Origin of the sequence: Planococcus sp. NCCP-2050 (assembly GCF_023708025.1) — a bacterium.
Taxonomy (GTDB): Bacteria; Bacillota; Bacilli; order Bacillales_A; family Planococcaceae; genus Planococcus.
The window spans coordinates 75,220-93,952 of the sequence record NZ_BRCX01000005.1 but is presented as its reverse complement, the minus strand read 5'-3'; the positions used below and the strand labels follow the sequence as shown (position 1 = coordinate 93,952).

The following is an 18,733-nucleotide window of genomic DNA, read 5'->3' as shown; positions in this document are numbered from 1 at the left end:
CATGATAGTGTTCAGTTTCTCATTTATCACCTTATTTTCCGGAATGCTGCTTGGGCGGGATAAAACCACGTCGTTTCTTATGCGGATATTCGCTTCCCCGATGAAGGCAGGCGAATACTTAATCGGCTATGCCATACCGCTGCTGCCGGTTGCCCTTTTTCAGATTGTGGTCTGTTACGGAGCCGGTGTATTATTAGGATTTCCAGTCGATAGCCACGCCATATCGGGATTCGGCATACTGCTCGTGGTTTCACTTCTTTACATCGGTTCCGGGTTGGCGCTCGGTACCTATTTTACAGATCGCCAAGTGGGCGGCATATTCGCTATTTTCGTCAATATCACCACCTGGCTTAGCGGCATCTGGTTTTCGCCTTCCATGATTGGCGGCGGCTTTGAACAGGTCGCGGGTCTCTTGCCTTTTGTTCATGCTGTTGATGCGGCAAGAGCTGCGTTTTCAGGCGACTATACGCAATTGCTGGAACCGCTTCTTTGGGTAATCAGCTATACCATCGTCATTTTTGTGTTGGCGATTGTCGGATTTAGAAAGAAAATGAAAGGCAGCAAATAATAGAAGCAGGCTATGGATTGAAACCCATAGCCTGCTTTTATTATTTTACACAATGGTGGTTGATCCGATTTTCCAGCGTTTTTCTTGAGCCTGTTCAGTGAATTGGCGCTGATTGCCGTAAAGGCGAATCACATCTTTGATTTCTTCCGCCCGGTATTTCACATTTCGGTTGTGGGCAAGAGAAGGGTAGCCGGAGCCGCGCTGCAAATAATCGGAGCTTGCAACCGAATACCACCGTTCAAGTTCCAATGCTTCGCCCTGAATTCGTATTTCTTCGATGCGGATTCCATCATGAAGAACTTCTGCGCCCGAAAGGTGGAGGCTGCCGACGAATTTACCTCTGAACCCCGGACCTCTTCCATCGGCCAGGCAACTTTGTGCATCCAGCGATTGTTCGACTGCTGCCAGTAAATCACTGCCTTTAATATCAAATGAGGTCGGATTTAATGGAGAAGGGCAAATCTCGATTAATTTTTTTCTGGAAAGGTGGCCGAAAGCGCCTGCATTTACAATGCCGCTATTGATCAATCCGATTTCGCAGCCCATCATATCGCGCAAGCCATCGGCAATCAGGTTGCTGATCGGATTTTCCTCGATGACATCGTGCCATAAAGGGTACTCAAGTTGATAAAGAGGTTCACTCAACACAGCAACCGCTTTTGCTTTATTGGCTTTCAGTAAATCCAGGATTTCGGGATCTGGTTCAACATCAGCTGTTGGCAAAGTTTCGGAATGGAGCAACCGGATGCAGCCATCGATCACTTCTATTTCGACAATACCAACATGCTCACCGTAATTGCCGGCGCTATTGATAATCGTGCCTTCAATGATTTTCGCTTCTTTAAACAGTTTGTGGTCGTGCGCAGAAATAATCAGGTCGATTTCCGGTATTTTAGCAGCTAGCGGCTCATCGGCAAACGTGCCGACATGGCTAAGGAGAAGACAAAGGTCATACTGGCCCTTGTTCCGCTCGATTTCTTCTTTGATACTGTCTTCGTAGGATGAAATCTTTACGCCCAGTCCGTCATTAAATTCTCCAAGGTCAGGAGAAGAGCCGGTAATGAGAATGCGCAATCCGTTCTTTTCTAAAATCACGCTTTTATGGACGCCTTGGATTTTCGTTTCTTCTTTTTTCATTAAATTATTGCTGATGAACGGAATGGGGCTTGATGAAGCCATATACTCAAGTGTTTCAATGCCGTTGAACATTTCATTGTTTCCGATCGTCAGCGCATCATAGCCGACATTTTGCAGAAGCTCAATCGCTGCAAGTCCACGTGTTCCTTGAAGTTCGATGCTTTTGAAATCGGCAAAATCGCCACCATCAAGTATAAGGCTGTTTTCATCTTTCAGTTGCTTCATGACCGTTGCGGCTTTCGCGAAATTTTCGTAATGACTATGGACGTCGTTCGTGTTGATAATTTTTAATCGCATGTCAATTTCCCCCAATGATTCCTTTGTTTGTTTCTCTTTTTATTTTAACGAATAAATTTGCAGAATGCTTAATAAATTTCAATGCGGTAGAATGAAATAAAAGAATCGAGAATGCCGGGTTTATTGCAGAAAGGATGAAGACAATGAAATCAAAAATCCCTTATTCCAAAGAAATTCAGCTCGCATTAAAAAACGATCCGCCGGGACAGTGGATGGCGGCATTTCCTCCAGGCGCTATCCGACTGAATTCAGGATATCCGGACCCAAGTTTAGTGCCTTCAATGGAAATCAAACAAGCAGCGGCACGTTTGCTGGATGAGGAAAAAGATTTGCCGCTCCATTACATTGGCAGCCCAAGAATTCCGCAGCTCGAAAAATTCATCTGCCAGCGCATGTCGGAAAGAGGAGCTGCGGCTTCTAGCGAAGAGCTATTAATCACTTCGGGTGCTTGCCAAGCCATTGATTTGGTCGCACGCGTCCTATTGGATGATGAAGCGGTTGTAGCGATTGAATCGCCGACTTATATGGAAGCGTTGGAAATCTTCCGAAACTATACCGATAAATACATAAGCATCCCGGTAGATGATGAGGGTTTGAGAACAGCGGAACTTGAACAAATCTTATCTGAACGGAAAGAAAGGGGAGAGGCGCTTCCGCGTATCCTCTATACCATTCCGACTTTTCAAAACCCGACCGGGACCACTTTATCGCTTGAACGGCGAAAGCATCTCTTAGAGCTCGCTGAACAATTTGATTTTCTCATAGTGGAAGACGATGCATACGGCGAACTGGGTTTTGAAGAAAGCCCACAATTATTAAAAGCATTGGACCAAAGAGAACGGGTCATCTATATCGGGTCATTTTCGAAAGTGGTGGCACCCGGCATGAGAATTGGCTGGGTCACGGGACCGAAAGAGTTGATCGAAGTAGTTGGTTGGTTTAAAAAAGATTTGGGCCATCCATTTGCACAAGCGACATTGTCCGCTTATTTGGAAACGATCGACTTTGACAGCCATCTAAAAAAACTGGTGGCTGTCTATCAAGCGAAAGCTCGGGTGATGGTGGAAGCGCTCGAAGAATTTATGCCGGAATCAGCTGCCTGGTTTTTGCCGAATGGAGGATATTTCCTTTGGCTTCGAGTTCCAGGAGTCGACACAGGTGAACTTTTGGCCAAAGCGCATGAAGCGGGGCTTGCCTATGTCCCTGGCCGTTTTTTCTTCCTGGACCAGCAAGAAGGGCTCGAGTTTCTTCGCCTGTCCTTTAGCTACACCAGTGAAGAAAGGATTCGTGAAGGCATTCGTTTACTTGGCAAAGTGTTAGAAGAGAATTAAAAAAAGGAGTTCCCATCAACCGGTAAAGTTGGCGGGAACTCCTTTTTAATTAGCTCATGTAATGGATGCTTCGTAAATTGTTTTAATGGAGTCTGCAATCGATTCGTTAAACTCTTCGTCTGATTGGCTCGCACTGACGCCTTCAGACAAGCCTCTTGAGAAGCTTGCGATCAACCCGTTATTAGCTGCTAATTTTTCGTTGGCTTCACTGCGCGTATATCCTCCAGAAAGAGCCACAACTCGCAAGACTTTCGGATGGTCGATCAATTCTTTATAAAAATTATTGACAGTTGGAATGGTCAATTTCAACATCACCGGTTCGTTTTCCGGCAAGCTTTCCAATTGCTTTAAGATCTCATCTTTTAAAATACGCTCAATTTCTTCTTTGTCGCTGCTGTGGATGTCCACTTCAGGTTCGATAATCGGCATCAAGCCGGCACCGATAATCTGTTTGCCGACTTCAAATTGCTGCTCGACCACTTTACGTATGCCTTCTGGATTTGCTTCTTTGATGACAGAACGCATCTTTGTGCCAAAGATATTCCGTTCAGTTGCACGCTGCAGCAAAGCATCAAGCTCCGGCATCGGTTTCATCAACTGGACGCCGTCTTCCAGTTCAGCTAATCCTTTATCAACTTTCAGGAAAGGCACAACGCCTTTTTGTTCCCAAAGATAGTCAGGGGTATACTGGCCTTCAACCTCCCGGTCCATCGTCTGCTCAAACAGAATGGCACCAAGAATCGAATCCGAATTGAATGCAGGAGCCGTCATGACACGTGTCCGCATTTTATGGATCAGGTCGTACATTTCTTCTTCACCTGAATATGAATCTTCTGGCACACCATACAAAGCCAGTGCTTTTGGCGTACTGCCGCCGCTTTGATCAAGCGCTGCGATAAATCCTTTTCCATTCTTCACGAGTTCGAATTGTTGTTGTTTAGACATTGCTCCAGCTCCTTAGATAAATTTTTTGTAAATGATGCGATAAAAAATTTAAGCTAAAAGTAACCCTTACACAGAATAGTTTAACAATAAAAGATTTAAACTACAAAAGAATTATGGGATAGGATTAGCTTTTCTTCTTATGCTTTCCCTCTTTTGGACTATATTAATCTTCTGAAATAATAGTTCAATTCTATAAAATGACGAAAAAGTTTGTTTATTGAATGTACAAAGTTTAAAAATGCTGATATTATGTATGATAACGTTTACAAAAAGAAAGGAGGATAGAGTAGGAAAGTTATTCTGCTCTAACATTCACATGAAAAATAACAAAATCCTGTATATAACGGCTATTACCTTAGTGGCCACTCTCGGGGGTCTTTTATTCGGTTATGATACCGCTGTCATTTCCGGTGCAGAAGGATCCTTGCAGACTTATTTCACAGATAGTCTAGGTTTGAGCTCATTCGTTCACGGTTTAACGGTATCAAGCGCTTTGATTGGCTGTATCATCGGGGGCTTGCTGTCGGGGATCATTTCTTCCCGAATCGGCAGAAAATATTCATTGATTGCTGCAGCTTTCCTATTCATCTTTTCAGCATTAGGGTCTGCGTATCCTGAAATGTTCTTTTTCACGGTTGGTGAACCAACCATGTCATTATTAGTAACTTTCAATATTTATCGCATTATTGGCGGAATCGGAGTAGGTCTAGCTTCGGCTGTCGCACCGATGTATATTGGTGAAATTGCACCTCCGCATTTGAGGGGGCGCCTTGTATCGCTTAACCAGTTCGCCATCATTTTCGGGATGCTCGTCGTCTATTTCGTCAACTGGGGAATTGCGCAAGGTGAAACACTGGAATGGATCAATGATGTAGGCTGGAGATATATGTTCGCTTCAGAACTGATTCCAGCTGTATTATTCTTAATCCTGCTTTTCTTTGTGCCGGAAACGCCGCGCTATCTCATTTCCAGAAACCAGGAAGCGAAAGCGATGGCCATCTTAGAGAAAACCTATGACACTACAATGGCAAAAGCGACATTGTATGAAATCAAACAATCATTCGACCATCGCAAGGAAAAATTATTCACTTACGGAAAAACGATTGTCATCGTTGGAATCGTGCTCTCGATCTTCCAACAATTTGTCGGCATCAACGTTGCGCTTTACTATGCTCCGCGTATTTTTGAAAGCATGGGCGCCGCACGTGATGCTTCATTCCTTCAAACGATTATCATGGGCTTAGTGAATGTCATCTTTACCATTATCGCAATTGTCACAGTTGATAAATTTGGACGGAAGCCGTTGTTGATCATCGGTTCTATCGGGATGACAGTCGGAATGTTCGGCGTCGCTGGCCTTGCATACTTTGAACAGATCGGCGTCGCGACTTTAGTGTTCATCATCGTTTACACAGCTTCGTTCATGATGTCTTGGGGCCCAGTCGTTTGGGTTCTGCTTTCTGAAATCTTCCCGAATAAAATTCGGGGGCAGGCACTTGCAATTGCCGTTGCAGCGCAATGGGCGGCCAACTATTTCATTTCTTCGACTTATCCAATGATGATGGAAGTAAGCGGAGCGATGACTTACTCATTCTATGGCATCATGAGTTTGTTATCGGCACTGTTTGTTTGGAAATTCATCCCTGAAACAAAAGGGAAGTCGTTGGAAGAGCTTGAAATCATTTTGAAAAAATCACAAGCAACTAAAAAAGCAGAAAGCCTTAAAAACCGTTCTGCAATGAACAAAGCTTAATAAAACAAGCCTGTGGGAAGCAATTCTCACAGGCTTGTTTTTGCTTAAAATTAATTGAAAGAATAGTTGAATAAATAGAACATGAGTTCTATAATGGTGGTAATAGAAAGTCGGATACATAGATGCCCTTGCCTTAGGTTTCTGAAGCCATGGCAAATCTTTTTGGAAAGGAAGACAACCATGAATAAGAAAATCCAAAAGATCACCACTAATTTTTGGTTTGACCAGAATGCGGAAGAGGCTGTAAATTACTATGTTTCCATTTTCAATGATTCAAAGATCGGACGCGTAACCCATTACACTTCAATTGGAAAAGAAGAGCATGGCATGGAAGAAGGGCAGGTTATGACTATTGAGTTTCAATTGGAAGGCCAGCAATTTCTCGCATTGAATGGAGGTCCCCATTTCAAATTTACGGAAGCTATTTCATTTATCATCAATTGCGAATCCCAAGAAGAAATCGATTATTATTGGGGTAAGTTGACGGATGGCGGCGATGAAAAAGCGCAAATCTGCGGATGGCTTAAAGACAAATTCGGTGTTTCCTGGCAAGTCTCTCCTGTGGAATTGGATGACATGCTGGCCACGGGAAGCAAAGACCAGGTTGAACGCGTCATGCAAGAACTCTTCAAAATGAAGAAGTTGGATTTAGAAGTATTCCGAAAAGCTTTTAACGAAGTATAAAAGAAGGGCAAGCTAATGGGAAAATAGAAAAGGCGCAATCAGACATCCGCTCGGATACTGATTGCGCCTTTAAGTATAGTTTGGAATGCATGCCTGACGAATCTAAACGGACGCTTCCGCTTTTCTTTGTCCAGACTCCGGCAGCCAGATTCTCGGGACATAAGCCAGCCCAGCTATGTGGCAAAGAACGCCACTTCGCTGTTCCGTCTTATGCCTGTCGAATCTAGATGGCTGCTTCCGCTTTTCTTTCTGTCCAGCTCCAGCGTCCAGCCCCTCGGGGTCTTAAATCCCTTCACTACGGAAATCAGCAAAGAGCGAAGATATGCTCCTGCATCGCTTCGCTAGCTTCGTCGCAAAGACAGTGGCCACAATGCTGCCGGCCACTGTCTTTCCTGCGTGAAGGGATTTAAGCCTGACGGGGCTAAACGGACGCTTCCGCTTTTCTTGCTACCAAGCGGCGTCTTTTGGCTTGCTGCCTGGAGCAGGCTGCGGCATTTTTTTGATGGCTACGTATGGAATCCAGATGAACGCCGGGAAGAGCAGCGAAGCCGATCCAATTCCTAAGGCTAGTGCACCTTCTGTCTCCGCTGCGATAAAGCTGATGAATCCAAGAAACAGGACCATTGCATAATAGGTGAGCATGTAATGCCAGCGGAGATGATTTTTTAACAGAAAAAAGAAAAGAAATCCGCCTAACAGAAAAATAGTAATTCCAGGCAATACATTGGCTGATTGAACATTATAGGATTGGCCAAGCTGCGTAACCATGAACATTAAAATCCCCATTAGCTGCAGAGGGAGCACGATGGAAATGATCCATTTCCGGAACGAATGTTTTTGGCGGGCTTCTTTTAAAACGGGGTCTTTTGCTTCTGCTCTTTCCTGTTTCTGAGTTTCGATTTTTTGCCATGCTGCTAATGCGGAAGGTTCATCTTTCAGCCAAGAAGTTTGAAATGGAAACGCTACATTTTCATCAGTTGACAGCAAATATTCTAGGCGCTTTTCATCGCTTAAGATGGGCGTGTCGGTCCTGAACATCTGCCGTGCATTATATAGAAGGGGAATTTTGTTTTCTGTAAAATGCCTGAACCATAGATTGATTCCTTCATCGCCGTGATTTGGAAAAAGCACATTTTGTATTTGTTTGCCTTCTTCAGTCGTATAAATGATGTAAAACATCGGTGCATTTTCAATGCTGCCGTCGTTTATCAGTCCTTGGGGAAGAATTTCCCTTACGATGTAATAAGAGGCAACCACTGAAACGATATTTTCAAAATGAATCGTTCGCTCCTGGGGCACCGATTTGGAAGGCTGTGGCCACTCCAAGGTTTCAATTCGATTTTCGTATAGGTCATAACGTGCACGGTGCCGTTGTTTCCATAGGGTGGTTTTCCATAAACGCAAAAGGCTCCCATTCAAGAAGATTCCTGCGATGAAAAATGGAATTGTAAATAGCACCCACCATGTCTGGTACTCTAATAGAATAAGAAACGGCACAACGACCATTGAAAGGCCGAGCAGCAGCATGAACCCTGTGATGAACCAAAATACGATCCGCCAGAATCCTTTCGTTTCCGGTTCGGTATATGTATGGATTAATTTACTAGTCATATGGCCTCCTCGACGGCGTGAAATAATGCAGAGAAAATGATCTCATCTTTTATTGTACGATAGGGACTGGGAATTGTTTCAAATTTTTTCTCTAGCTTTTCAGGAACATAAGAAAACGCCTCCCAATAAGGAAGACGTTAAAGATTATTCAGAAGTTGAAAATGAAAACGTAACGCCGGTGAGTTGTTCCGAGACTTCCCAAAGTTTGGCTGAAACGGCTTCATCGTTCGCAGAAGCATGTGGTGTATCAATCGCCGGGTAGCCTTTTCGCTGCCCTTTGCCTTCTGGACCGATATATTCTCCGCCTTTTAGATCCGGATTGATCGCTGCATAGACGGTCGGAAGTGCGCCCATTGCAGGTGGCTGCAAGAAACGGTGCATCAAGGTCTTCATCCAGCCCGGCGCATCCGATTTGCCGAATTTAAAAAGATTTGTGGCAGATATCCCGGGATGGCAAGCAAGGCTGATAGTGGGAAAGCCATGCTGTTTCAGGCGCTTATCCAATTCTTGTGCGAATAAAAGATTAGCGAGCTTGCTTTGGCCGTAAAACTTCATGGCTTTATAGCCTTTCGAGCCGTCTAAATTGTCGAAGTCAATCGCTGCTCCTTTATGCGCCAAGCTGCTCAAACTCACCACACGAGAGCCTTCTGTCTGAAGTAGTAAGGGCAAAAGAAGTCCGGTCAACGCAAAATGGCCGAGATGATTGCCGCCAAATTGCATTTCAAATCCATCTTTCGTTTTTGAATAAGGAGGCGTCATCACTCCGGCATTATTAATAAGAAGATCTACTGTTGGAAGCTTTGCTTTCACCTCTTCAGCAAATGTCCGGACGCTTGATAAGTCAGCCAAGTCTAAATGCATAATATCGATTTTCGCTTCCGGATGCCGAGCTAAGATTTTGTTTTTTTCTGCTCGGGCTTTTTCTTCGTTTCGGACAGCCATGATTACTGCTGCACCTTCATTTACAAAAACTTTCATCGCTTCTAATCCAATGCCGCTATTGGCACCGGTGATGATGGCCGTTTTTCCTTTCAAATGCTTTAGAGCCATTTTCTCCAACTCCCTTTTAGAAATATCTTTTCTGTCCTCATTTTCTATTCCCAAAATAACATAACTCAACCTTAGTACCAACTATTCAGATTAGCATAAGACTTTATGAGCAGATAAATAGCATTCTATAAAAAATCGGCATAAACTACAAAATGTAGGGAAATTATTTATTAATACGAGGAATAGAGGAGAATGGATATGAATTACAAAAACGTAACAGTAGCAGGAAGCGGTGTGCTTGGAAGCCAGATCGCTTATCAAACGGCTTTTAAAGGATTTGATGTGACTGTCTATGATATTAATGATGCCGCAATCGAAGCTTCGAAAGAAAGAATTGCTAAGCTTCAGGAAAATTATAAAAAAGATTTGAATGCAAGCGACGAAGAAGTGAAAGCCGCATTTGAGCGTATGGATTTCCATACTGATTTGGCAGCAGCCGTGGCGGATGCAGATCTTGTCATCGAAGCAATTCCGGAAGTGGTTGCCATCAAAACCGAATTCTATACAAATTTAGGCAAAGTGGCACCGGAAAAAACGATTTTTGCCACAAACTCATCAACTTTATTGCCTAGCCAGTTTGCGGATGCAACTGGACGCCCTGAAAAATTCTTGGCGCTTCACTTCGCCAACACGATCTGGTTGAACAATACGGCTGAAATCATGAAGCATGCGGGAACCGATATGCAGGTATTTGATGATGTGGTTGAATTTGCAAAAGCGATCGGCATGGTGGCATTGCCATTGCATAAAGAACAGCCAGGCTATATTTTGAATTCTTTGTTGGTGCCGCTGCTTGACGCGGCTGAATTGCTCTTAGTGAATGAAGTGTCAGATGCTGAAACGATCGATAAAACGTGGATGATCGCAACTAAAGCACCGATGGGTCCTTTTGCGATTTTAGACGTAGTCGGCATCAATACAGCTTACAATATTGTATCAGCGAAAGCTGCAGCAACTGGCCGTGAAGATTACAAAAAGCTCGCTGCCATGCTGAAAACCGACTATATCGACCAAGGGAAATTAGGGAAAGCGACAGGGGAAGGGTTCTATAAATATCCGAACCCGAATTATTTGAATCCTGATTTTTTGACTAACTAAGGGTGATACTTTAAAGCCATCCTCAGCAATTGCTGAGGATGGCTTTTTCAATAGCGTTTTGTTCAAGGGTGGATTAGGGTATTCTCTACTACTGGCAATATGCCGGGAGTATTCAATGGACGCCATCTTTGAAGGAGTGAACAAATAGATGCCATATGCCAAAATCGATGAATCTTTATCGCTTTATTATTATACGAAAGGACAAGGGCTTCCGATTGTCTTTATCCATCCCTTTGTTATGGGGCATAATGTTTTTATGCACCAGGAAAGCCTTGATGAAAATTATCGGCTGATTTTCTATGATTTGGCCGGCCATGGACAAAGCACAAATGGCGATACTTCTCTGACTATCGAACTTCTCGCGAATCATTTGAAAATATTATTGGATCATCTCGAGGTGGAGAAAGCAGTAATCTGCGGCTATTCCCACGGAGGGTTGATAGCCCAAGAATTCGCGCTGCAGTATCCCGAACGGACGTCTGCTTTGATTTTAGCTGGAGGCTATTCGGAATTGAATAATTTTACGCCGAAATTTTTTATCAAATCCGTCATGTACATGGCGAAATTGCGCCAAATTCCTTTAGCTGCCAAACTTCAGGCAAAACTGAATAAATATTTTCCGGAAGATGAACAGAAGATTTATGAGTATGCCAAGCATACCGATGCGGTGCGGGCTTTTGAATTCTGCAAGACGGGTCTTCACTACAAATCCACGTATTCCCTTTATCGTTTAAAGATGCCGATCCTGCTTGTCTATGGGGAGATGGAAAAACCGATGCATCATTACCGCTTCCCGTTTGAAAAGGCTGCTCCCCAAACGCAAGTGGTGTTTGTCAAAAAAGGAACCCATCAAGTACCGCCTCAATTTTTCATGGAATTCAATGGAGCAATTAATGGATTTTTGAAATCATTAACTGATGGAAGGCAGGAAATACGATGAAAAATGCCATCCGCTTGATTGGGCCGACGATTATGATCTTTATCGGGCTGTGGATTTTTGAAAACGTCGTTATCACATTTCTTCTTTTCTATAGCTGGCTCCTGTTTTTACCGATGATTGACAAAGCGTTTCCAAAAGAGCAGTTAAAGTTAAATAAGAAATCAGCTATGTTAGGGATCATCAGCGGCCTGGTTTTCTTCCTTTTCATTTACGGAGGCTTGGAATGGCTTCATGTGTATTTATTGGATATTGACAGCTTGAGGGTTCTATTATTGGAGTGGGGATTTTCAGGAGCTGGTGAAATCGGGCTCGTTTTAGTTCTGCTGCTTGCCAACCCAATCTTAGAAGAAGTTTATTGGCGGGGCTATATGTTCAATCAGCTTCGGCAGAAAGGGACAGCATTTTCAGCCATCACGCTAACTGCTCTTTTTTATACCTTATATCATCTCCTGTCGATCATTCCTATATTTGCAGCGGGATACAGCTTTGCCGCTGTTATTCCCGTATTGGTTGCCGGTTTGTTCTGGGGATTTATCCGAGAAAGGACCGGTTCCATTTCAGCGACAATGATTGGCCATGTCTTGGCGGATTTCGGGATTATGTGTGTCTATTGGTTTATCATTAGAGGATGAGTTTATCCATACAAAAATAATGAGAGCTTAGGACATATTTTTAGTTATGTATATCGTTCGGCCTATTTTATTCGTTGGAAATTAAAGGGTATATTAGAGAGAGAAAATACAAGAAATCAACGCGCAGGAAAATGCGAATAGGGGGTAGGCCGTTCATGAGAGAAACAAGTGTCGAATTGGCAAAGCAAATTGGCCAAACTAAAGGTGCCCATGTTTTTTATAGTTACAACCAATTGGAATCGTATATTGAAAATGCGGTATCGTTTATTGTCCAAGGGCTGGCACAAGGAGAGCGTGTGCTGTTTGTCGAAAATAGACGCATTTCTCCAATGGTCTTTAAAGAGCTGCAAAATTCATTGTCTGAAAAAGAGATGGAAGGCATCCATTTTATCAATAACTTTGATTTCTATTGGCGCAATGGGAATTTCCATCCTCCGACTATTTTGGCCCATTTTAAAAAAGCGACCGATGTTTTTGTTGAGAATGACTTGGCTTTCCGGACATGGGGGCATATTGAGTGGGGACACGAGCAAGACATTCTAAACGAAATTGAACTTTATGAAAAAAATGTAGGCAGCGAAGTGGAAGAGCGAAATGCGATTTCTGTCTGTGCTTACAATGCTTCCCATGTCTCTGATGATTTAAGGCGGCGGCTGATTGCTTGCCACGGCTATTTAATGACAGACGACTCGATTACCTCTTTGACTGCGAAATAATAAATGCGTTTCAGGAAATTCAATTCCTGGAACGCTTTTTGCTGTCTGCAAGAACTTCGGCTAAACTAGAAGGAGCATTTGGAATCTACTAAATGATTGGACTGAGAGCATGTTTAAAATCATGATTGTTGAAGATGATTTAACGATTGCAGGCGTTTTGAATGAAGAATTGCAGAAATGGAATTATGAAGCTTTCATTGTGGAGGATTTCGGCAAAGTGATGGAGGAATTTGCAGAAAAGAATCCTCAGCTTGTGCTGATGGATATCCAATTGCCGAGTTTTAATGGCTATTATTGGTGCCAGGAAATCCGCAAAGTTTCCCAAGTCCCGATCATTTTCATTTCTTCGCGCAATGAAAACATGGATATTGTCATGGCGATCCAGATGGGGGCGGATGATTTTATCAGTAAGCCTTTCGATCTGACGGTCGCGATTGCCAAAACCCAAGCGCTTCTCAGAAGGACTTATGATTTCAATGAAAGCGATAATTTCCTGAACTTTAATCGTGCGGTGTTAAAACCTTCGGAATCGAAATTGTATTATGCCGAACAAGAAGTGGATTTGACCCGGACGGAATTCGGAATTTTGGAATTGCTGTTTTTACATAAAGGCGATTACGTCGCAAGAGAAGAAATCATGGTTAAATTATGGGAAGATGAGTCGTTTATCGATGACAATACCTTGGCTGTGAATGTGGCCAGACTGCGGAAAAAATTGACGCAAGTCGGCCTGTCGGATTTAATTGTCACGAAAAAAGGAGTGGGTTATGCGCTCAATAAAGAGGCCGCCCATGCGTAGTTCTTCTAATCGGACCATCGCACGGAATTTTCTCTCGGCGATACGCGGACAACTTCTGGTCTTTTTTGGCATGCTATTCATTTTCGGGCTCGTTTATGTTTTAGGGAAATTGCCAATCGGCCTTTTTCTTTATAGCGCGGAACTCTCGGCTTTTCTTTTTGGCATTTATTTAATCATTCGTTATATCCAGTATGCTGAGCGATACAAAACGATTGAAGCTTTTCATACAGCTGACATCTCAAGAGTGGTTGAGCTTTCAGAAGCGGTGCATTCCACGGATCGATTGTATCTGCAGAAAATCGCTTTTTTGCTGGAAGAACTGAAAGAGAAAGAACAGACCCATCTCGTGCGGCAAGCCGATCAGCTCGATTATTTCACCCTTTGGCTCCACCAGATTAAAACGCCGATTTCAGCGATCAGTTTGTTGACGCAAAGTTCAATGGCGAAAGAAGCCAAGCAAATTTCGCAGGAATTGCTGCGGCTTGAAGATTATACCCATATGGCGCTGAATTATGTGAAATTGGAAGAAACCGGTGCAGAGATGGATTTGGCTTTAGTGGATTTAGACGAAGTGATTAAAAGAGCCGTCAAGAAATATTCCATCCTCTTTATCTACAATGGCATCAAACTCAATTACGAGCCGCTTCAGCTGAAAGTGCTGTCCGATGGGAAATGGCTGCAGAACTTAATCGAGCAAATCTTGTCGAACAGCTTAAAATACACGGCGAGCGGCTCCATCTCCATTTATGTGGATCCGTCCCATCCGCAAACCCTGCTCATTGAAGATACAGGCATCGGCATCCGGCCGGAAGATTTGCCGAAAGTTTTCAATAAAGGCTATTCAGGATTTAATGGCCGCCTTCACGAAAAATCAACGGGGCTCGGGCTATTTCTCGGTCAGAAAATTGCTGAGCGTCTGGGCCACACGCTCAGCATCCAGTCTGAGCTTGGCAAAGGAACACGTGTGTCGACCCAGATGGCGAGAGAAGAATACACAGACTTTGACTGACGGCGCTTTCGCTTTTCTCGTTGTCCAGACTTCAACAGCCAGGTTCTCGGGTCATAAGCCAGCCCAGCTGTGCGGCAAAGAACGCCGCTTCGCTGTTCCGTCTTATGCCTGTCGAACCTAAGCGGCTGTTTCCGCTTTTCTCAATCATTCTTACGAAATCGTTAGATACGTTTTGTCTTTGTAAGAATAGGTACAGGCACCCCGTTTTCGAATGGCCTATGATTAAAAGCAAGGAGGGGTTCGCAATGGCCTTATTGGAAATCAAAAATCTTAAAAAAATATATACAGCCCGTTTTTCTGCTCAGCAGACAGAGGCGTTATCAACAGTCAATTTTTCGGTGGAAAAAGGGGAATTCGTTTCCATTATGGGGGAATCGGGTTCCGGGAAAACCACTTTATTGAATATCATCTCAACTTTGGACGATGCCACATCAGGGGAAGTTTACCTTGACGGCAATCCTTTATCCAAAATTAAAGACAAAGAGGTTTCAGCATTCCGCCGCAACACTTTAGGATTTGTGTTCCAGGATTTTAATTTGCTCGATAACTTCTCGATCAAGGACAATATTTTATTGCCTTTAGTGTTATCGAAAACGCCAATTGATGAAATGGAGGCCCGGTTGACGCCGATTGTCCGGAATCTTGGAATCGAAGCGCATATCGATAAATATCCGTACGAAATTTCAGGCGGCCAAAAGCAGCGGGTAGCGGTGGCACGCGCTTTGATTACACAGCCCAAAATAATTCTGGCGGATGAACCAACAGGAGCCCTCGATTCGAAAGCTTCTCAAAACTTGATGGAAATCTTAAAAGGCATCAATGAGGAAGGGCAGACGATTTTAATGGTGACTCACAGTACGCGTGCTGCGAGCTTTTCAAAACGGGTGCTGTTTATCCGGGACGGATCGGTTTACCACGAAAATTACCGGGGAGACCAAACGGCAGATGAATTCATGGATCGCATTTCGCAATCATTGACGGTGTTATCGAGCCGGGGTGAAGGGCATGAATAACCGTTTCTTTTCATCGTTAGCGCTGCGGAATATCAAGTCGAATAAAACCTTATACATTCCGTATTTGCTATCATCCATCGCAATCATCATGATGTTTTATTTGATGGCATCGTTGTTGGCGAATCAATTTGTGCAGCAACGTTCTTCTGCTTTGCCTACTCTGTTTTCGCTTGGTGTCATCGTCATCGCGATTTTTTCAGTCATTTTCATTCTTTATACGAATAGCTTCGTCATCAAGAAAAGAAAAAAAGAAATCGGCCTTTACGGAATCTTGGGTCTGGAGAAAAGGCATGTCGCGAAAATCTTATTGTTCGAAACAATGTTTACAAGCTTGACCAGCATTTTGACAGGACTGGTGGCAGGACTTGTTTTTGGCCGCCTTTTCTTCATGCTGTTGAATTATTTACTGAAGCTGCCAACGGATATCGCCTATGTCGTAGCCATCAATCCGATGCTTTGGACCATCCTGCTGTTTTTGGCAATCTTTGCGATTACTTATATTTATAACGTGAGCCAATTCACTTTCTCGAATCCGATTAAGTTATTGAAAGGCAAGACGGAAGGGGAAAAGGAACCGAAAGGATCAATCATCCTCTTTATTTTGGCACTTGTGTTCCTTGGCTGGGGATATGGAATTTCGTTGACGATTCCTGACCCGATCAGCGCCATTTCAAAATTCTTCTTGGCCGTATTTCTTGTGATTATCGGCACCTATCTGTTATTCATCTCGGGATCGATTTTCATTTTAAAAGCGCTGAAGAAAAACAAGCGAATTTATTATCGTCCAAGTGCATTCATCTCCATTTCCGGGATGCTGTACCGAATGAAACAGAATGCAGTAGGCTTAGCGAATATTTGTATTTTAGCTTCCATGGTCATCATTGCGCTGTCGACGACTTTGACGATTTTTATCGGCAGCGAAGAAACTTTGGAAAATCGTTATCCCTTTGAAAACAATATGAGTTTATTCGGCGATCCGGAACAGCCGGAACTCATCGAACAGCAATTCACTGAGCTGCAGGCGCATTACTTGCAGGAAACGGAAAAGTTGGGGCTTGAAGTGACTGAGATGGAGGCACTGCGTTTCCAGTCCATCTATGGCTCGCTTGACAATAATCGCTTTAATTTTACAGAGGCTTTTGATGGCTTAGAGCTCAATGTGTTTGGGCAAGTCATCCCGTTAGAAGATTATAATGGAATGACCGGCAAAAACATTGAACTGGCGGAAGATGAAGCTTTGTTTTTCCATTCAAATGGAAAGTATACGAAGGATGAACTGATTATCGGCGACCGTCTTTACCAGTTGACGCCGATTGAAAATGATTTCAGCTCTGAAACGGGACTGACGGAAACCATTGTCCTGGTTGTTCCCGATATGTCTCATATTGAGGGCATGATGGCGGCTTATCAACAGCAATTCCCGGATGCGCCTATTGTCGGTCTTTCGGCAGACATCGGCTGGAATACGACAGGCACGGAAGAAGAAAAGAAAGCATACGGCGATCACATCCGCATGCAATCCTACTCGGTCGAAAGTGCACGTTATGAATCACGGGACCTTCAGCGTGAGGATTGGTATAGCACAAATGGCGGATTCCTGTTTCTTGGCATTTTCCTCGGGCTGCTATTTACCATCGGAACGGTATTGATCACGTACTTCAAACAAGTTTCAGAAGGATTCGATGACCGGGAGAAATTCCAAATCATGCAGAAAGTCGGACTGGATAAAGAAATGATTCAGGATTCGACCAAATCCCAGATTATATGGATGTTCCTTTTGCCGATTGTGGTTGCTACAATCCATGTCATCTTCGCGTATCCCATCGTCAGCAAATTATTGACGCTCTTTGGCATCACGAACGAAAAAACGTGGCTGCTATCCTTTATCGGTGTCGTTATCGCTTTTGCTGCCATCTATTGGATCATTTACCGCGTTACGTCTAAAGTCTATTACAGCATCGTGAAATAAAAACAGCCGCTCTGCCGAAAGAAAATCCCGGTTGAGCGGCTATTTTTGTTTTATAGTTTTCCTTCCAAGTAACCGTAGCCTTTTTCAGCCATGTCTTCCTGTGGAATAAAGAGGATGGATGCGCTATTGATGCAATAGCGGAGTCCGCCTTTGTCTTTTGGACCGTCATTGAAGACATGCCCAAGGTGGCTGTCGCCTGCCCGGCTCCGTACTTCGATGCGGACCATATTATAGCTGGTATCTTCATGCTCCGTTACAACTTCCGGTTCAATTGGCTTGGTAAAACTCGGCCAGCCGCATTTGGAATCGTATTTGTCAGCCGAAGAGAAAAGCGGTTCGCCGGTCGCTACATCCACGTAGATGCCGGGCTCGTAATTGTCCCAGTATTCATTGGAATAAGCCGTTTCCGTATCGTTTTCCTGTGTCACTTTGTACTGGGCTTCGGTCAATGTCGCTTTCAATTCTTCGTCGCTCGGCTTCGGATAAAGGGAAGCGTCGATAAGCGACGGAACGTCTTGATCTTCAAGTGAATCGAATTCCACATGGCAATAGCCGTTCGGATTTTTCTCGAGGTAATCTTGGTGGTACTCTTCCGCCAAATAATAATGCTCGAGCGGTTCCACTTCAGTCACGATCGGATCATCGTATTTGGATTCTTCTGCAGCCATCACGTTTTCAATCACAGCGCGGTCCGCTTCGTTTTCATAATAGATGCCGGTGCGGTATTGTTCTCCGCGGTCGTTGCCTTGCTGGTTCAGCAGTGTAGGATCGATGATCATGAAATAATGGCCGAGCAGCTTTTCGAGGTCGACACGTTCCGGATCGTAGCGGACATGAACGGTTTCAGCGTGTCCGCTATTTTCTTTTGTCACTTCTTCGTAAGTCGGATTTTCCGTCTTGCCGTTTGCGTAGCCGGACGTCACATCATAGACGCCGTAAACACGTGCCATATAAGCCTCGACTCCCCAGAAGCAGCCGCCTGCAAGCCAGATGTCTTCCAGTTGATTTTCATCAAATTGCAACCCTTCATTCGGGTTGTCAGGAAATTTGGATTCTGCCTCAGCTGAACTTGAGCCTGCCGCATTCAAATTCAATTGCGAACATCCTGCTGCGAGGAGCAGCAATAATAGCGCAAGCAGTAAACCCACTTTTTTCGTTGCCATCATTGTAAGCCGCCTTTC

General features: G+C 43.9%; 17 protein-coding genes. 12 read left to right on the top strand and 5 right to left on the bottom strand.

All coding sequences use genetic code 11. The annotated features are described in order from the left end of the window. Position 1 precedes the first annotated feature (1 nt). The gene (locus NFU07_RS14660) at positions 2 to 568 is read left to right on the top strand and encodes an ABC transporter permease (protein WP_251479353.1); all 567 of its coding nucleotides are present in this window, start codon (positions 2 to 4) and stop codon (positions 566 to 568) included. Positions 569 to 613: 45 nt separating this feature from the next. Here the strand turns inward: NFU07_RS14660 and NFU07_RS14655 are convergent, their stop codons facing one another. Next, a complete protein-coding gene (locus NFU07_RS14655; protein WP_251479351.1) occupies positions 614 to 2,002 on the bottom strand; it encodes a bifunctional metallophosphatase/5'-nucleotidase in 1,389 nt (462 codons plus the stop codon). 143 nt (positions 2,003 to 2,145) lie between these two features. Between NFU07_RS14655 and NFU07_RS14650 the strand changes: the two genes are divergently transcribed. Further along, positions 2,146 to 3,333 carry an aminotransferase-like domain-containing protein gene (locus NFU07_RS14650; RefSeq protein ID WP_251479349.1) on the top strand — a complete coding sequence of 396 codons (1,188 nt, stop codon included), beginning with the start codon at positions 2,146 to 2,148 and terminating at the stop codon, positions 3,331 to 3,333. 54 nt (positions 3,334 to 3,387) lie between these two features. Here the strand turns inward: NFU07_RS14650 and NFU07_RS14645 are convergent, their stop codons facing one another. Beyond that, entirely contained in the window at positions 3,388 to 4,278 is an 891-nt protein-coding gene (locus NFU07_RS14645) for a fructose bisphosphate aldolase (protein ID WP_251479347.1), read from the bottom strand. A 316-nt stretch (positions 4,279 to 4,594) separates the two neighbouring features. Between NFU07_RS14645 and xylE the strand changes: the two genes are divergently transcribed. After that, a complete protein-coding gene (xylE, locus tag NFU07_RS14640) occupies positions 4,595 to 6,031 on the top strand; it encodes a D-xylose transporter XylE (RefSeq protein WP_251479345.1) in 1,437 nt (478 codons plus the stop codon). A gap of 180 nt (positions 6,032 to 6,211) precedes the next feature. Further along, a complete protein-coding gene (locus tag NFU07_RS14635) occupies positions 6,212 to 6,715 on the top strand; it encodes a VOC family protein (RefSeq protein ID WP_251479343.1) in 504 nt (167 codons plus the stop codon). Positions 6,716 to 7,162: 447 nt separating this feature from the next. Here NFU07_RS14635 and NFU07_RS14630 read toward each other — a convergent pair whose 3' ends face one another. Both NFU07_RS14630 and NFU07_RS14625 read right to left on the bottom strand, forming a co-directional pair. Beyond that, complete coding sequence (locus NFU07_RS14630; RefSeq protein WP_251479341.1) at positions 7,163 to 8,326, bottom strand: hypothetical protein; 1,164 nt, start codon at positions 8,324 to 8,326, stop codon at positions 7,163 to 7,165. A gap of 144 nt (positions 8,327 to 8,470) precedes the next feature. Next, on the bottom strand, positions 8,471 to 9,376 hold the full coding sequence (locus tag NFU07_RS14625) for an oxidoreductase (RefSeq protein ID WP_251479340.1): 906 nt from the start codon (positions 9,374 to 9,376) through the stop codon (positions 8,471 to 8,473). 198 nt (positions 9,377 to 9,574) lie between these two features. Here NFU07_RS14625 and NFU07_RS14620 point away from each other — a divergent pair, with 198 nt between their 5' ends. From NFU07_RS14620 to NFU07_RS14585, 8 genes are all read left to right on the top strand, one after another. Beyond that, positions 9,575 to 10,474 (top strand): 3-hydroxyacyl-CoA dehydrogenase, encoded by a 900-nt coding sequence (locus NFU07_RS14620; protein ID WP_251479338.1) that lies wholly within the window; start codon positions 9,575 to 9,577, stop codon positions 10,472 to 10,474. A gap of 148 nt (positions 10,475 to 10,622) precedes the next feature. After that, positions 10,623 to 11,414 (top strand): alpha/beta fold hydrolase, encoded by a 792-nt coding sequence (locus NFU07_RS14615; protein WP_251479335.1) that lies wholly within the window; start codon positions 10,623 to 10,625, stop codon positions 11,412 to 11,414. After that, on the top strand, positions 11,411 to 12,046 hold the full coding sequence (locus NFU07_RS14610) for a CPBP family intramembrane glutamic endopeptidase (protein WP_251479333.1): 636 nt from the start codon (positions 11,411 to 11,413) through the stop codon (positions 12,044 to 12,046). The genes NFU07_RS14615 and NFU07_RS14610 overlap by 4 nt, the downstream gene beginning before the upstream one ends. 155 nt (positions 12,047 to 12,201) lie before the next feature. Continuing rightward, entirely contained in the window at positions 12,202 to 12,762 is a 561-nt protein-coding gene (locus NFU07_RS14605) for an MEDS domain-containing protein (protein ID WP_251479331.1), read from the top strand. 109 nt (positions 12,763 to 12,871) lie between these two features. Beyond that, positions 12,872 to 13,561 carry a response regulator transcription factor gene (locus tag NFU07_RS14600; protein ID WP_251479329.1) on the top strand — a complete coding sequence of 230 codons (690 nt, stop codon included), beginning with the start codon at positions 12,872 to 12,874 and terminating at the stop codon, positions 13,559 to 13,561. Further along, positions 13,554 to 14,570 carry a sensor histidine kinase gene (locus tag NFU07_RS14595; protein ID WP_251479327.1) on the top strand — a complete coding sequence of 339 codons (1,017 nt, stop codon included), beginning with the start codon at positions 13,554 to 13,556 and terminating at the stop codon, positions 14,568 to 14,570. The genes NFU07_RS14600 and NFU07_RS14595 overlap by 8 nt, the downstream gene beginning before the upstream one ends. A gap of 245 nt (positions 14,571 to 14,815) precedes the next feature. Then, positions 14,816 to 15,583 carry an ABC transporter ATP-binding protein gene (locus tag NFU07_RS14590; RefSeq protein WP_251479325.1) on the top strand — a complete coding sequence of 256 codons (768 nt, stop codon included), beginning with the start codon at positions 14,816 to 14,818 and terminating at the stop codon, positions 15,581 to 15,583. After that, a complete protein-coding gene (locus NFU07_RS14585) occupies positions 15,576 to 17,552 on the top strand; it encodes an FtsX-like permease family protein (protein ID WP_251479323.1) in 1,977 nt (658 codons plus the stop codon). Before NFU07_RS14590 ends, NFU07_RS14585 begins: the two co-directional genes overlap by 8 nt. A gap of 50 nt (positions 17,553 to 17,602) precedes the next feature. On the opposite strand, the gene msrB is transcribed toward NFU07_RS14585, so the two are convergent. After that, positions 17,603 to 18,715 (bottom strand): peptide-methionine (R)-S-oxide reductase MsrB, encoded by a 1,113-nt coding sequence (msrB, locus tag NFU07_RS14580; protein WP_251479321.1) that lies wholly within the window; start codon positions 18,713 to 18,715, stop codon positions 17,603 to 17,605. Positions 18,716 to 18,733: the final 18 nt, after the last annotated feature.

What these genes read in the sequence shown, in the direction of transcription:
- NFU07_RS14660 (WP_251479353.1), top strand. Translation starts at nt 2, where the DNA reads ATGATAGTGTTCAGTTTCTCATTTATCACCTTATTTTCCGGAATGCTG.
- NFU07_RS14655 (WP_251479351.1), bottom strand. Translation starts at nt 2,002, where the DNA reads ATGCGATTAAAAATTATCAACACGAACGACGTCCATAGTCATTACGAA.
- NFU07_RS14650 (WP_251479349.1), top strand. Translation starts at nt 2,146, where the DNA reads ATGAAATCAAAAATCCCTTATTCCAAAGAAATTCAGCTCGCATTAAAA.
- NFU07_RS14645 (WP_251479347.1), bottom strand. Translation starts at nt 4,278, where the DNA reads ATGTCTAAACAACAACAATTCGAACTCGTGAAGAATGGAAAAGGATTT.
- xylE (WP_251479345.1), top strand. Translation starts at nt 4,595, where the DNA reads ATGAAAAATAACAAAATCCTGTATATAACGGCTATTACCTTAGTGGCC.
- NFU07_RS14635 (WP_251479343.1), top strand. Translation starts at nt 6,212, where the DNA reads ATGAATAAGAAAATCCAAAAGATCACCACTAATTTTTGGTTTGACCAG.
- NFU07_RS14630 (WP_251479341.1), bottom strand. Translation starts at nt 8,326, where the DNA reads ATGACTAGTAAATTAATCCATACATATACCGAACCGGAAACGAAAGGA.
- NFU07_RS14625 (WP_251479340.1), bottom strand. Translation starts at nt 9,376, where the DNA reads ATGGCTCTAAAGCATTTGAAAGGAAAAACGGCCATCATCACCGGTGCC.
- NFU07_RS14620 (WP_251479338.1), top strand. Translation starts at nt 9,575, where the DNA reads ATGAATTACAAAAACGTAACAGTAGCAGGAAGCGGTGTGCTTGGAAGC.
- NFU07_RS14615 (WP_251479335.1), top strand. Translation starts at nt 10,623, where the DNA reads ATGCCATATGCCAAAATCGATGAATCTTTATCGCTTTATTATTATACG.
- NFU07_RS14610 (WP_251479333.1), top strand. Translation starts at nt 11,411, where the DNA reads ATGAAAAATGCCATCCGCTTGATTGGGCCGACGATTATGATCTTTATC.
- NFU07_RS14605 (WP_251479331.1), top strand. Translation starts at nt 12,202, where the DNA reads ATGAGAGAAACAAGTGTCGAATTGGCAAAGCAAATTGGCCAAACTAAA.
- NFU07_RS14600 (WP_251479329.1), top strand. Translation starts at nt 12,872, where the DNA reads ATGTTTAAAATCATGATTGTTGAAGATGATTTAACGATTGCAGGCGTT.
- NFU07_RS14595 (WP_251479327.1), top strand. Translation starts at nt 13,554, where the DNA reads ATGCGTAGTTCTTCTAATCGGACCATCGCACGGAATTTTCTCTCGGCG.
- NFU07_RS14590 (WP_251479325.1), top strand. Translation starts at nt 14,816, where the DNA reads ATGGCCTTATTGGAAATCAAAAATCTTAAAAAAATATATACAGCCCGT.
- NFU07_RS14585 (WP_251479323.1), top strand. Translation starts at nt 15,576, where the DNA reads ATGAATAACCGTTTCTTTTCATCGTTAGCGCTGCGGAATATCAAGTCG.
- msrB (WP_251479321.1), bottom strand. Translation starts at nt 18,715, where the DNA reads ATGGCAACGAAAAAAGTGGGTTTACTGCTTGCGCTATTATTGCTGCTC.